Consider the following 14357-nt stretch of genomic DNA (forward strand, 5'->3'; position numbering starts at 1 on the left):
CTCCCACCTCAGGGCAACAACTTATATTTACCGTCCACGATCTGGACCATGATGCGCGAGCGGTCGTCGACGCCATGCCGATCCGCCGGCGTATAGGTGTAAACGCCCTGGGTGCCGACAACCTCCTTGGTGGTGAACAGCGCCTGGCGAAGCGCGATACGGAATTCCGGCGAGCCGGGCTTGGCACCTGATGCCATCGCACGCTTGGCGGCATCGGCGAGCACCAGCCAGCCATCGAAGGAATAGGACGAAAACGAATCCGTCGGCGCCTCGCCGTTCGCCTTCTCGAAGGCCGCACGGAAATCCAGCGCCACCTTCTGGATCGGATTGCTGGGGGGAAGCTGCTCCGCCGCGGTCACCGGCCCGGTCGGACAGATGATGCCGTTCGCCGCCTTGCCGGCAAGGCGCAGGAAATCGGCGCTGATCATGCCGTGATTGCCGAAGAGCGGCCCCTTGTAGCCGCGCTCGGACAGCGCGATCACCGGCAGCGCACCGGGCGTTCCCGTTCCGCCCAGCATGATTGCGTCGGGATGCGTGGCGACAACGCGCAGCACCTGCGCTGTGACCGAAGAATCCGAACGCGCATAGCGCTCATTGGCAATGATCTTGATGTCGGCCGTCTTCGCACTTTGCTCGAGCGAGTTGTACATGAGGTCGCCGAACGCATCGGAGAACCCGATGAAGGCAACGGTCTTCAGACCTTTCGCCTTCATGTTGTCAACGATCCCTTGCACCAGCAGCGGCGTCGGTTGGGGCGTCTGGACGACCCATGGACCGCCATCGCCAGGCGGCACCGGCGCGATCGGCGACACCGCGATCATTGGGATCTTCATCTCGATCGCCGCCGTCGCCATCGCCAGCGTCTGGGGGGCGCCGGACGTGCCGATCAGGACATCGACTTTCTCCTGCTCGACGAGCTTGCGCGCATTGCGCGCCGACGCGGTCGGATCGGAGCCGTCATCGAGCTGGATGACCCGGACCTTCTCGCCGCCGATCTCGCCGAGATAGGCCTGCCCTGCCGCAATCCCCTTCGCGTTGGGAATTCCAATCGACGACACCGGCCCACTGAGGCCGGTGACGAAGCCAACGAGGATGTCGGCCTGCACTGCTTGTGGGACGGCAAGCAGCAATGCAGCGGAGGCGAGCAGGCTCTTGGTCAAGTTCATGGCACCTGTCTTTCGTGAGAATTTCTTGTTCTGATCGGCAAGCGCCATTGCAGGGCTCAGGTCGAGGCAACCAGCGCGATGACGCGAAGCGGACTGCCGGAGCCGTTCTGGATCTTCAGCGGCGAAGCCACGATGACGGCGCCGGTGGGTGGCAACTGATCCAGGTTGCACAGGCATTGCAGGCCATAACGCCCTGCGCCGTGCAGGAAGTGATGCGCCGGATAAGGCGGATCGAAATGCCCGGCCTGCCCCGCATCGGTACCGATGGTCTCGGTGCCAAACCCGATGACGCCGCGCTCCTCCACCAGCCACTTCATCACAGCGGGATTCGGGCCCGGCGTATGTGCGCCGTCATCCCTGAGGTTTGCGTAGTCGCGCCACCCCTTCTTCGACCAATCTGTGCGCAACAGAACCCAGTGACGAGGGGGGATCCGTCCATGCTTCGTCTCCCACGCTTCGACATCAGGGACGGTCAGGACGAAGTCCGCATCCTGCGCGGCCTGCGCCGAGCAGTCGATGACGCAAGCCGGGGCGATCATGTCCTGCGGCGGCATGGTGTCGACGGCATTGTTGGGCAGATCCTTGCCGGTGAACCAGTGGATCGGCGCGTCGAAATGCGTGCCGGTGTGCTCGCCGAAGGTAACGTTGTTCCAGTACCAGGCCGGACCGCGGCCGTCATATCGCGAGATTTCCTGGATACGGACCGGCGCGGCCTGCCCGAACTCGGGCGGCAGCACGATGACCGGAAAATCCGGACTGAGCGTAAAGGTCAGGTCGACGACGCGCACCGCGCCCGAGGAAATCGCACTCGCCAGCTCCAGGAGATTCTTGCTTTGCATTGTGACGTCCTCCAGCTTGGTTGAAATCCGCTTCTTACTTGTCGAGCTCGCGCTCCAGCGCTTTCGGATTGGCCGCGAGACGTTGCCGGATCTCCTCGGCGACGTCTCCGACATAGACTTCTTCGAGCCCGCCCTTCAGACCCGACACGATCGCCTGCGCAATCGCGCGCGGCGCCACCTTCGGCGGCGGGACAGTCTGGAACCATTCGGTGTCGACGGGCCCGGTGAACAAATTCATCACCTTGACGCCGCCGGGCCTCAGCTCCGCACGAAGGCAGTGCGAGAGCGACAGGCACGCCGCCTGCGAGGCCGAATAGGCACCAAAGGCAGGCCAGTTCGCCAGCGCATAGACCGAGAGAATATTGACCCACGCGCTACTACTATTGACGCCGTCGGCACCTCGCATCCGCATGGCGGGACCAAAAGCCTGCGCGAGATTGATGAAGCCGAGATAGGCCTGGTCGATCTCGTCGCGCGCAATGCTCGTGCCCCTGCGGTCGAGCAGGCCGCCCGGCCGCACATATTCCGTCGTGTTGACGAGGATATCGACCTTGCCGCCGATGTCGGCGGCAAGATCAGCCGCCGATTTTTCGTCGGCCGCATCGAGGGTCACGATCTCGATCCCATCCTGACCGCGCAGCCGCTCCTCGCCGGCAAAGGGCCGCCACGGTTCGGCGACGCCGACGAACACCGTCTTGGCGCCTGCGGCCTTCAAGGCAGCGACGGCTTCCTGGCCGATCATGTTACGGCCGTTGGTCACGAGCACGCGCCGGAATTTCGGATCGGCTGTCATTTCCCGCCACTGCCTGTCGTCCGCCATGTTCGGAGTCTCCCCCTCGGGATGGGCAAAGGCCACCGCCTGCCCGCTCTTGTCGAGCTGCAACGACATGCGGACGGCCGCGCCCTCTACACAGTCGGCATGAAGATGCGCGACAATGCTCGGACCGCAATCCATCTTGACGAGCCCGATCCGCCACGGCGCCCGTTCGCGAAAATAGACGTCGCTCGGCACGCGGGCCGTGGTCTCGGCGAGCAGGGTGCCCCGGCGTGGCGCGTCGATGAAGACAAGGCCAACCGAAAGACAGGACGGACATGCCTCCCGTGCCGGATAGGCAAAAGAGCCGCAAGCCTCGCAGCGTTGCAGCATGAAGCGGCCCTCGGCGGCCGCGCGCGTGAACCCGTGCGACGTCCTGCTGCGCGGTCGCGGAGGCGAGGCAGGCAGCCGCGTCCGCAGCAGCGGGTTCTTGCGCCGGGGCGGCTTGATCGGCTCTATCATCGCGAAGGCCCTGCAAAGATCGCGGCGCCCGAGGCGAGACCACGGTCATAGTTGATCATACCGAATCCCGAGGCCAGTGCGAGGCTGGCATTCCTGACCTGTGTGGGGCCTGCAGTGCCCAGAACCTGCCGCAGCCCCTCGACGAGACCGAGATAGGCGCCGGCCGCACCGGCCTGCCCGACGGAGAGCTGTCCACCCGAGGTGTTGTGCGGGAAGTCGCCGTCGATCGTGAGATCATGCTGGCGCACGAACGCGGCGCCCTCGCCTTTCTTGCAGAAGCCAAGATCCTCGAACTGCATCATGGCGATGACGGGGTAATCGTCATAGGTCTGCACGACATCGAGATCATCAGGCTTCACGCCGGCCATCGCGTAGAGCTCGTCCACATCCATCGCCCAGCCGCCGCGCACCTGCATCGGATCGTCGGCAAAGGCATTGTGCCGCTCGATTGTCGACAGCAATCGCGCCGCAGGCAGACCCAGCGATGCCGCAGTCTCCTCGCGCATCACGAGGAGGGCCTCGGCGCCGGCGCACGGCATCACGCAATCGAACAGATGAATGGGATCGGAGATCGGCCGGGCGGCCAGATATTGCTCCATGGTCAGCGGCGTCTTCATCAGCGCATGCGGATTGCGCAAGGCGTTGGCACGCTGGGCGACGGCGATCCTGCCGACATCCTCACGCGTGACCCCGAACGTCCGCATGTAGTTGCGTGCGATCAGCGCAAAACTCGAATTGGCGCCTCCCGCGCCGTAGGGATAGACGGCGTCCTGGTTGAAGCGCGAGAAGTTCTCGAGCGTGAGCCTGAACGAATCGACGTGATTGGTGTCACCGGCGACACACGCCACGATGTCGGCGTCGCGCGCCTGAACCGCGCGCGCCGCCTTGCGCAGACCTGCAATGGCGCTGGCGCCGCCGAGCGGGATCGTATCTAGCCACCGGACGCACAGCCCGAAATGCTGCGTCAGTCCAACCCCGCTGTCAGTCCCCATGGTGAAGCTGGAGACGCACAGGCCGTCGATGTCGGAGGCCTTGATGCCGGCTTGCGCAACGAGCGCGCTCAGGGCACGGCCGATCCACCATTGCGCGCTTTCGATGGAGTAGCGCACATAGGGAATCGTGACGGGCGCGGCGATCACCACGCCATCATACGGTGTGCGCAAGGTGTTGGTCACCGACCGCCCTCGTTCATCCGCCTCAGACCACCGTCAGTTTCACGGCAATATTGCCGCGGGTTGCGTTCGAATAGGGGCAGCGCTCATGTGCGGCGGCAACGACCTCTTCCGCCGCTGCTTTCTCGACGCCTGGCAGGTTGACTTTCAGCTCGACAGCGAGCGCATATCCGACCGGCACCGGCCCCATCGCAACCTTCGCCGTCACGGACGGCTCGGCGGAGGGCACCACCTTTCTCGTGCGCGCGACGAGCTTGACCGCACCGAGAAAGCAGGCGGCATAGCCGGCGGCGAAAAGCTGCTCGGGATTGGTGCCTTCGCCGCCGGGACCGCCCAGCGATTTCGGCACGGACAGCGACACCGACAACCGACCGTCGACGCTGGCGGCCTTGCCATCCCGACCTCCGGTCGCCGTCACCTCCGTCTCGTACAGGATCTTTTCGGGAGTCATCATGACGGGTTCTCCAGGAACGGTTTCGAGAACTAGCGGCTGTTACGGGCCAGCAGCGCGCGAAAATCGCTGCGCGCCTGGGCGCTGGCCCGCTTGAAGCTCGGTCCGCGGCTGGGCTCGGTGCCGTTGAGCTTGCGGAGCTGCACCCACATCTCGGCGCTCTTCAGCGCCACGGCCGCGCAGTTGACCACCGGCGCGTGGCCGACCTTCAGGCCATGCTCCTTCCCGATCAGGAGGCCCGGCAGCACGCCGGCCGGGATCACGACATCAGCGCCGCGCGCGACCAGCGGCAGCGCGCAGGCGACGAAGTCCTTGATCATGCGGGCCTGCGCAGCAGCGTCTCCACCAAAGGCGTCGGCGAAATCCTCCGGCTTGCAGCCGAGGCCGGTCACATGGACGACGCGATCGCCGAGGCCGTAGCGCTCGGCCTGCTCATAGTGCCAGACCTCGAAGACAGGATCGAGCGTCACAAGACCGAGACGCCGGCCGAGCTGCGAGGCCGCCAGCAACGTCGCCTCGCCGGTCCCGATCACGGGAATGTCGAGCGCCGAGCGCAGCTCGTAGAGGCCGGGATCCTGGAAATGCCCCATGACGAAGGCATCGAAGCCGCCCTCCTCCGCCGCGATGCCGTTGTCGATCGCCTGGACGGCGCAGCGCAATTCCGCGAGCCGGCCGAACTCGCGGTCCGGCGGACTGATACCCTCGACGTGAACCGTCGTGCCTGGTGCAGCGATGCCGTTGAGGTATTCCGACAGCCGCGCCATGTAGGGCGCGTTCACGCTCGCATCAACGAAGCTCTGCCAGAAGATGCGCATCGTCCTTCTCCTCAAGCGGCGATCGGAGGATCGGTCGTCGGCTGCCGATGAATATATTTCAATCATAAACTAATTCACGCGTCAAATGCGCGCGGCGGCGACTGCGAGGCTCGCCGTCGGAGCATGGGCCGCAGGGCTTTTTCGCTCCACCGGGCCGCCAAGAAACGCCGCACACTGACGAAATTGTATGCAGCAACATTTTTTTCTGACAGCCCCGTGACACGTGTTGACGGCGCCACCGCCGATACTTTAGGCTTTAAGTAATTCTTCGCCGACCAGGGACCGGCGGCCGTGACAATGATGTTGCAGGGCACCGATTTTGAGAGACTCGATCGTGTGGACATTCGCCGGGCTCGAACAGCCGGCTGTAGCGGCAGCGTCGCCGGTCGCGCGTCGCGGCCGCACCGAGGGTCTTTCATCGCTCCGGAAAGGGCCCGCCTGCATTCGCCGGTGGGTTCGACGTTCGCGCGGCAAGCAACATCATGACTGCTGAGCGCCGGGCGAGCAAACTCTCTTCGGACGCGCCCGGTATTTGGCGCTGCAGCAATGCTTTCAATCGGTTGGCTCGTCGTTCGGGGGTTTCCGCGCGGCAGCTTCACGGCATCCCTATCCAGCATCAACGGAGGAGAACGCGTATGCGCAAGACTCTGAGCTTCCTTGCACTTGCAGCGGGCATCGCTGCCGCCCCGGCTGCGCGGGCCGACATCACCATCGGCTTCGTCACCTCGCTCAGCGGCAACGGCTCGTCGATCGGCATCCCCTACGGGCGCGGCATCAACGCCGCCTATGAGTACAAGAAAACCATCAACGGCGAGACCATTCGTCTGATCCAGCTGGACGACGGCTCGGACCCGTCGGCCGCGACCCGCAACGCGCGCAAGCTGGTGGAAGAGGAGAAGGTCGATCTCCTGATTGGGACGGCGACGGCGCCTTCGACCATCGCCATGGCGGCGGTGGCGAGCGAATTGAAGGTGCCGATGATCGCGGTGTCGCCGATCGGCAAGCTGCCTGATACGCCCGAACAGTGGGTGGTGTCGGTGCCGCAGCCGGCATCCCTCCTGGTCAAGATCGTCGCCGATCGCATGAAGCGCGACGGCATGAAGAACATCGGCTATATCGGCTTCTCCGACGCCTGGGGCGATCTCGTCTACAACGGCGCCAAGGCGGCCGAAGCCGCCGGCGACATCAAGATCCAGAGCAACGAGCGCTATGCCCGCACCGACACTTCGGTGACCGCGCAGATCCTCAAAGTGCTGGCCGCGCGGCCGGATGCCGTGCTGGACGGCGGCTCGGGCACGCAAGGCGCGCTGCCGCTGCTCAGCCTCGCCGACCGCGGGTTCAAGGGAAACACCTACGGCACGGTGGCGCTGGTCAATCCGGACTTCGTCAATGTCGGCGGCAAGGCGGCCGACGGCATCCAGGTTTCCGCAGGTCCCGTGATCGTCGCCGAGCAGCTGCCCGACGAGCACTTCGCCAAGAAAATCGCGCTGGATTTCCGCAGCGTCTACCAGAAGGTCCATAACATCCCGACCACCGACGGCTTCTCCGCTTACTCGTTCGACGCCTGGCTGATCTTCGCCAATGCCGCCGAGCGCGCGCTGAAGACCGCCAAACCCGGCACGGCGGAATTCCGCGCGGCGCTGCGGGATGCGATCCTCAGCACCAAGGAGCTGCCGGGCGTGCATGCCGTCTACAACTTCAAGCCGGGTTCGGTCACCGGTGTCGACGAACGTTCGCTCGTTGTGGTGCGCCTGACCGGCGGCGCCTGGAAATACGCGCCTTAGCGGACGGCGGCTGGCCACCACTACAAGGGGACGGCGTTCTCAATGACGAGCGACATCGCAGCCATTCTTGCGATCGACGGGATCGCCACCGGCGCAGTCTATGCGCTGGTGGCGATCGGAACCGTCCTCATCTTCACGGTGACACGGGTCATCTTCATTCCCTTCGGCGACATCGCAGCCTTCACGGCGCTGACGCTGGCCGCGCTCGATGCGAAGCGCTTTCCGGGCACGGGCGCGTTGGTTGTCATCCTGGCCTGCCTCGCAGCCCTGATCGAAATCATCTCGCTGCTGCGCGCGGGCGAGCTTCGGCTGCTGCCGCGCGCGCTGTTCTTCTATCTCGCGTTGCCGCTGGCCGTGGTTGGTCTCGCCTGGCTGACGATGCGCGCCGATCCGCCGCTCGGTGTCAGACTCGTGCTCGCCTTGCTGCTGATCACGCCGATCGCTCCGCTGCTGGACCGGATCGTGTTCCGGCCCATCGCGGACGGAACGGTGCTGCTGCTGCTGACCGTCTCGGTCGCGCTGCACTTCGCGCTGGTCGGACTTGGGCTGTTGTTCTTCGGCCCCGAAGGTGTCCGGACCGAGCCGCTGACCTCGTTCTCGACCGAGTTCGCCGGCGTGCTGATCTCGGGTCAGACCATGCTGATCGTGATCGCAGCGCTCGTCTTCTCCGGCCTGCTCTATCTCTTCTTCGACTTCACGCTGGTCGGCAAATCGCTGCGCGCCACCGCCGTGAACCGGACCGGCTCCCGCCTGATGGGCATCCGCCCCGCGCGCGCCGGCACCATCGCCTATCTGCTGGGTTCGCTGATGGCCGGCGTCTCCGGCATCCTGATCGCACCCGTCAACACCGTGTTCTACGATTCCGGCTTCCTGATCGGCCTCAAGGCCTTTGTCGGCGCCATCGTCGGCGGCATGACCAGCTATCCAGGAGCTGCGATCGGCGCGGTTGGAGTCGGCATCCTCGAAAGCTTCGCCTCCTTCCAGAGCAGCGCGCTGAAGGATGTCATCGTGTTCTCGCTGCTGATCCCGATCCTGATCTGGCGATCGCTCGCCTCGCTGCATTCCGAGGAGGAGATCGAGGAATGACGCGCCTTCACGTTCAGCTCGCAGCGATTGCCGCGGTGGCGTGCCTCGCGCTCGCGCCGCTCGTCCTCAGCCCGTTCAGCATCACGCTAATGAACTATATCGGCATCTATTCGCTGGTCGCGATCGGCCTTGCCCTGCTCACCGGCGTCGGCGGCATCGTGTCGTTTGGACAGGCGGCCTTCGTCGGCGTCGCGGCTTACGCAACCGCGTGGGTCTCGGCGCTGAACGGGTACTCGCCCTGGCTCGGCCTCGTGTTCGGCGTGGTGCTGACCTGCGGTGTCGCGACCGTCCTCGGCGTCGTCACTCTTCGGCTGCAGGGACATTTCCTGTCGCTGTCGACCGTCGCCTGGGGTCTCGCCATCGGCTTCCTGTTCGGCAATGTCGAGGGGCTCGGCCGCTTCAATGGCATCTCGTCGATCCCGCCGATCAGCATCGGATCGTTCGCGCTCGTCAGCAGCGCGCAGATCTATTTCCTGATCTGGGGCATCGTCGCAGCGGTTCTCTTCCTCGGCTACAACCTGTTGGACTCCCGGCTCGGCCGGGCCATGCGCGCGCTGCGCGGCGGCAATATCCTGGTCGAGAGCCTCGGCATCAACGCCTTCAAGATCAAGCTCGTCACCTTCGTGATCGCGGCCTTCCTCGCCTCCCTCTCCGGCTGGCTCTACGCGCATATGAGCCGCTTCATCAGCCCGGGCCCGTTCGATGCCGGCATGGGCATCGAATATCTGATGATGTCCATGGTCGGCGGCGCCGGCAGTTTGCTCGGCGGCGTCGTGGGCGCGGCGATCGTCACCCTGCTGAAGAACAGCGTGCAGGACTATCTGCCGCTGATCGCCAAGGGCGCGTCCGGCCAGCTCGAGATCGTCGCGTTCTCCGCGCTGTTCATCCTGTTCCTGCAATGGGCGCGGCAGGGCATCGTGCCGTTCGTCGCGCGCTATCTGCCGAAGATCAAGCGCGAGCGGCCCGAGCCGGCGCCGCCGTTGCCCCGCCGCCCGCAGCCGGCACCGGGCGAGCTGCTTCTGAAGGTCGATGGCGCCGAGCGTCGGTTCGGCGGCCTCGTCGCGGTCAACAATGTCAGCTTCGAAGTCCGCTCCGGCGAGATCCTCGCCGTCATCGGCCCGAACGGCGCCGGCAAGAGCACGATGTTCAATTGCCTCACCGGCGCGCTGAGGGTGAACAAGGGCGAGATCGTCTTCGCCGGACGCCCGATCACGCGCGATCCGCAATCGCGCATCGCCAAGGGTGGAATCGCCCGGACGTTCCAGCATGTGAAGCTGCGGCCGCGCATGAGCCTCCTGGAGAACGTGATGCTCGGCACTTACGCGCGCACCAGCACGGGCCTGTTCGCCGGCGCGTTCCGCCTCAACCAGCGCGAGGAAGCCAGCACGAGGCACGAGGCGTTGATGCAGCTCGAACGCGTCGGGCTCGGCGACAAGCCGTTCGAGCTCGCCGGCAATCTGCCGCTCGGCAACCAGCGCATCCTCGAGATCGCGCGCGCGCTCGCCGCCGATCCGGCGCTGCTGGTGCTGGACGAGCCGGCGGCGGGGCTGCGCCGCCAGGAGAAGCTGCGGCTTGCGGAGCTGCTACGGTCACTGCGATCGGACCATCTCACCATCCTGATCGTCGAGCATGACATGGAGTTCGTGATGTCGCTGGTCGACCGCATCGTGGTGCTCGATTTCGGCTCCAAGCTTTGCGAAGGCGCGCCCGCCGCGATCCGCAGCGACGAGCGGGTGCAAGAGGCCTATCTCGGAGGCGTCGCGTGAGCGAGATGTTTTCGATGCGCGATGTGACCGTCTGCTACGACAATGTCGAAGCGGTCCGCAACGTCACGCTGTCGGTCGAGGAAGGACAGATCGTCACCGTGATCGGCCCGAACGGCGCCGGCAAGACCACGCTGCTGATGGCCGCGATCGGCCTGCTCGCTTCGCGCGGCCGCCTCGTCTTTCAGGGCAACGACATCGGCAGGATGTCGGTTGAGGACCGCGTCGAGCGCCGGCTCTGCCTCGTGCCGGAAAAGCGCGAGCTGTTCTCCGACATGTCAGTCGCCGACAATCTCCTGCTCGGCTCCTACAGCCTGCGCGACCGCTCCGGCGTGCAGAAGACGCTGGACGAAGTCTACGACCGCTTCCCCCGCCTGAAGGAGCGGCAGCGCCAGGCCGCCGGCACCCTCTCCGGCGGCGAGCGCCAGATGCTGGCGCTCGGCCGCGCGCTGATGGCGAAGCCGAAATTGCTAATGCTCGACGAGCCCAGCCTCGGCCTCGCACCGCTGATCGTGCGCGAAATCTTCCGCACCATCGCCTCGCTGCGCGACCTCGGCGTCTCGATCCTGCTGGTCGAGCAGAACGCCCGCGCCGCGCTGGAGACCGCCGACTACGGCTATGTGCTCGAGACCGGCGAGATCGTGCAGGCCGGCCCCGCCAAGGATCTGATCCATGATAAAAGGCTGATCACGGCCTATCTTGGTGGGCACTGACCGGTCCGACCGGAACAGTCGAAAACAACCCCATGCACAGTAGCCGGCGAGAGCCATATCAATGGCTTAGTCGCCAGCTTACGGATTTTACGAAATTCGCTTGCTCCGTCGGGCAAAACAGTGGCATGATGTCATCATCGCCGCTCAGACTTGTTCGCACGCAACAACGGCGGCTCGACACAGGGGCCATTGTGGCGAGGCTCACATGTTTAGCACATCCTCATCACGCGCTACCTCGACCTATTTTGAACGTCTGACGCGAGCCGGCCAACGGATCAAGGCGGCCGCAAGGTTGGCGGCGTTCGCGCTGGTCGCCGCGCTCGTTGCTGCAAGTTTGAATGCCACGTCTGGAGATACGCCGGCCGCGCGAGGCCTTTCGCAACCGGGCCTTCAGCGCATCGGTGACTATCTACGACATGAGATCGCGATCAGTAAAATTCCCGGCGCGATCCTGTTGATCCAGCAGCACGGAAAGCCGGTCTACTACGAAAAATTCGGCCTGCGCGACGTCGCAACCAAGGTGCCGATGACGGATGACACCATCTTTCGGTACTATTCGATGTCGAAACCGATCACATCGGTTGCCGCGCTGATGCTGGTCGACGACGGCAAGCTGTCGCTGGATGACCCCCTCTCCAAATACATTCCGGCCTTTGCCGACGTAAAGGTCGGCGTGGAAAAGCCCGACGCGACCGGAAGGCCGGTGTTTACGCTGGAACCACTCAAGCGCCCGATCACCGTACTCGATCTGATGCGACAGACTTCCGGTATCACCTACGGGTTCTACGGCGACGGCCCCGTGCAAAAACTCTATCGGCAGGCCGACCTGTACAGCGGCGATTTTGACAACGCCGAGTTCGCTGCGCGCCTGGCGAACCTGCCGCTCGCCGAGCAACCGGGCACGAGGTGGACCTATAGCCATTCCGTCGATGTGCTCGGGAGGGTGATCGAGGTGGTTTCTGGACAATCGCTGTTTCAGTTCGAGAAGGAGCGGCTGCTGGATCCCCTTGGCATGAGCCATACCGCGTTCTTTGTCGCGGACGAGGCGAAGCGCCCGCTGGTTGCCCAGTTCCTGCCAGATGATCTGATAGAACCGCCCATTGCCGGAATCAGGGACCCGATGGTGCATAGGCGCTGGGAATCCGGCGGAGCCGGAATGGTCGGGACGACCGGCGACTACGCGCGCTTTGTGCAGATGCTCTTGAATGGCGGCACGGTCGACGGACGACGCTATCTGAAGCCGGAGACGGTGGCCCTGATGACGTCGGACCAAATCGGTCCCGGGAGCGGAATCGCGCCCGCCGATATCTATTTTTTGGCAGTCCACGCCGGATTTGGGCTGGGGGTTGCCGTGCTCACATCGCCGCAACCGAAGAGGCCGTGGCCGCCAGGCATATATGGATGGGATGGCGTGGCCGGCACCTTCTTCTTTGTAGATCCAAACGACGATCTGTTCGCGCTGTGCATGATGCAGTCACCGTCGCAGCGCGGGCGGATCGAGACGGAGTTGGCGCCGCTGATTTTCGACGCGATGGTGAGGTAGCCTGCCAGAGCTTGATCGACTTCAGAGACCTTAACCGGCAATGCGTTCGGGAATGACGGTGACAGTGCACTCAGCCAGGCTCTAAGCCTGGTTAAGTGCACTGTCACCGGAATGTCCGGACAGATGTAGAATGCGGAGAGCTCTTGCAAAACCCATCGCCCCGAAACGCCGGCGGAGCGTCCGCGTCTTTCGTTAGCTCATGTCATTGCAAGGGTCAGGTTTGATGGGTTTCGCTTCGCTTGGCCTTGCGCCCGCCAAGTCGAGTTGAAAGGGATTGCTCTTGGAACAGCTACAAACTTCCATCGTCGGCCGTCTCGAGAAGCGGCTTGGCAGGCTTCATGCCAGGCAGAGACTTGGAATCGAGGCCGACCACGAAGCGCAGATATTCGGTCAAGGCCTCAATTTTTTCCACATCGAAAACTGGTATTCGGTGCATTCTCTCATTCGCGGAGTCTTCAAGCTTTCCGGCCTCTATTGGCGAGGGTTGAAGAATGCGGCTGACGTTCAGGTCAAAGAGACCGATCTCGTGTTTGCCTTGTTGCCAAGGGCATTCGAAGGTTTCACTCTGCTGCATATCAGCGACTTGCATGTGGACATGAACAAGGGCGCGATGCAGCGCTTGGCGGAGCTTCTTCCATCACTCGTGTACGACATCTGCGTGCTCACGGGGGATTTCCGCGGCGCTACGTTCGGTCCATTCGATGCGGCGATGGAAGGTATGGCGCAAATTTGTGCGCTGCTGACAGCGCCAACTTACGGCGTTCTCGGCAACCATGATACGGTCCGAATGGTCCCGGCTCTGGAGGACCTGGGCATAAGGATGCTCTTGAACGAGTGCGCGCCGATCTCGCGAGCCAACGAGCAGATCTATCTTGCCGGTATCGACGACGCTCATTTTTATCGGGTCGACAGCATTGAGAAGGCTGCCTCGGCCATTCCTTCCGATAGCTTCACGATCCTGCTGTCGCACACGCCGGAAATCTATCGTCACGCAGCCCATGCCGGCTTCGACCTGCTCTTGAGCGGTCATACGCATGGCGGGCAGATCTGCCTGCCGGGATCGGTTCCGATCACGCTGGATTCGAGGCTGCCCAGGCGGTTTGGGGCCGGGCTTTGGAACTACCACCAGATGACCGGCTACACGTCGGTCGGGGTCGGCTCCTCCGTTGTGCCGATACGGCTGAATTGCGCGCCTGAAATAACACTGCACCATCTTCATTCAGCTCACGCCGGTCATCAATAAGGGCGATCGCGAACATGCAGCCTGAACATCAGGCGGGAGAGGACAATTTCGCCCACGAAGAATACGGCGACCAGGACGACCACGTCGGTGACCGATAGGGACAGGCGTTTCCAACACATGAGGGCTGGTAGCAAGGCCTCCGGCACTTGATCGAGGCCCGTGGCCTTGCCGCTTGGCTTTATGCCCAGTCGACGCTTCGTGAAGCTCGAAAGCAAGTCACCGACCATTGCGCCCAGCCCGACCAGAAAGGCGGATGCGAAGTCCAGGCCAAGAAATGGGGACATGGCCGTGGTGACGACGATCGAAAGCAGCAAACCTCGCCACGTCTTCGAAGGGCCGAACAGCGGGCTGCCGTCAATGAAACGAACACCGCCGTCAAGAGCGCAAGAGAGGCGGCTTCCAAAGAGGCGCTTTGCAAGAACGGGCACGCCATTGGCAACGGCGAGCAATATCAGCAACTTGAAAATGAGCAGGATCTGCATGCCAACGCATATCCATTTGTCCGC

At 63.8% G+C, this 14357-nt stretch carries 13 protein-coding genes; 6 read left to right on the forward strand and 7 right to left on the reverse strand.

Going from position 1 to position 14357, the window contains the following annotated elements; genetic code table 11:
• Positions 1-8: 8 nt before the first annotated feature.
• From XH80_RS31880 to XH80_RS31905, 6 genes are read right to left on the reverse strand one after another with little or no spacing between them, the layout of a single operon-like run.
• Positions 9-1166, reverse strand: coding sequence for an ABC transporter substrate-binding protein (locus tag XH80_RS31880; RefSeq protein WP_271602024.1), 1158 nt, complete (start codon positions 1164-1166; stop codon positions 9-11).
• A gap of 56 nt (positions 1167-1222) precedes the next feature.
• Positions 1223-2005: a cyclase family protein gene (locus XH80_RS31885; protein ID WP_271602025.1), complete on the reverse strand. Its 783-nt coding sequence runs from the start codon at positions 2003-2005 to the stop codon at positions 1223-1225.
• A 34-nt stretch (positions 2006-2039) separates the two neighbouring features.
• The gene (locus XH80_RS31890; protein ID WP_271602026.1) at positions 2040-3281 is read right to left on the reverse strand and encodes an SDR family NAD(P)-dependent oxidoreductase; all 1242 of its coding nucleotides are present in this window, start codon (positions 3279-3281) and stop codon (positions 2040-2042) included.
• Entirely contained in the window at positions 3278-4456 is a 1179-nt protein-coding gene (locus tag XH80_RS31895) for a thiolase family protein (protein WP_271602027.1), read from the reverse strand. Before XH80_RS31895 ends, XH80_RS31890 begins: the two co-directional genes overlap by 4 nt.
• Positions 4457-4478: 22 nt before the next feature.
• Positions 4479-4907, reverse strand: coding sequence for an organic hydroperoxide resistance protein (locus XH80_RS31900; RefSeq protein ID WP_271602028.1), 429 nt, complete (start codon positions 4905-4907; stop codon positions 4479-4481).
• A gap of 29 nt (positions 4908-4936) precedes the next feature.
• Positions 4937-5719 (reverse strand): aspartate/glutamate racemase family protein, encoded by a 783-nt coding sequence (locus XH80_RS31905; protein WP_271602029.1) that lies wholly within the window; start codon positions 5717-5719, stop codon positions 4937-4939.
• A 635-nt stretch (positions 5720-6354) separates the two neighbouring features.
• Between XH80_RS31905 and XH80_RS31910 the strand changes: the two genes are divergently transcribed.
• The 6 genes from XH80_RS31910 to XH80_RS31935 all read left to right on the forward strand — a co-directional run bounded on the left by XH80_RS31910 (position 6355) and on the right by XH80_RS31935 (position 13851).
• Positions 6355-7503, forward strand: coding sequence for an ABC transporter substrate-binding protein (locus XH80_RS31910; protein WP_271602030.1), 1149 nt, complete (start codon positions 6355-6357; stop codon positions 7501-7503).
• A gap of 42 nt (positions 7504-7545) precedes the next feature.
• On the forward strand, positions 7546-8589 hold the full coding sequence (locus XH80_RS31915; RefSeq protein WP_271602031.1) for a branched-chain amino acid ABC transporter permease: 1044 nt from the start codon (positions 7546-7548) through the stop codon (positions 8587-8589).
• On the forward strand, positions 8586-10355 hold the full coding sequence (locus tag XH80_RS31920) for a branched-chain amino acid ABC transporter ATP-binding protein/permease (RefSeq protein ID WP_271602032.1): 1770 nt from the start codon (positions 8586-8588) through the stop codon (positions 10353-10355). The genes XH80_RS31915 and XH80_RS31920 overlap by 4 nt, the downstream gene beginning before the upstream one ends.
• Positions 10352-11065 (forward strand): ABC transporter ATP-binding protein, encoded by a 714-nt coding sequence (locus XH80_RS31925; protein ID WP_271602033.1) that lies wholly within the window; start codon positions 10352-10354, stop codon positions 11063-11065. Before XH80_RS31920 ends, XH80_RS31925 begins: the two co-directional genes overlap by 4 nt.
• A 205-nt stretch (positions 11066-11270) precedes the next feature.
• On the forward strand, positions 11271-12608 hold the full coding sequence (locus tag XH80_RS31930; protein ID WP_271602034.1) for a serine hydrolase domain-containing protein: 1338 nt from the start codon (positions 11271-11273) through the stop codon (positions 12606-12608).
• Between the two features lie 280 nt (positions 12609-12888).
• A complete protein-coding gene (locus XH80_RS31935; protein WP_271602035.1) occupies positions 12889-13851 on the forward strand; it encodes a metallophosphoesterase in 963 nt (320 codons plus the stop codon).
• Here the strand turns inward: XH80_RS31935 and XH80_RS31940 are convergent.
• On the reverse strand, positions 13845-14333 hold the full coding sequence (locus XH80_RS31940; RefSeq protein WP_271602036.1) for a CDP-archaeol synthase: 489 nt from the start codon (positions 14331-14333) through the stop codon (positions 13845-13847). The genes XH80_RS31935 and XH80_RS31940 overlap by 7 nt on opposite strands.
• Positions 14334-14357: the final 24 nt, after the last annotated feature.

The sequence above is a fragment of the Bradyrhizobium sp. CCBAU 45384 genome, from assembly GCF_028128665.1.
GTDB lineage: Bacteria > Pseudomonadota > Alphaproteobacteria > Rhizobiales > Xanthobacteraceae > Bradyrhizobium > Bradyrhizobium manausense.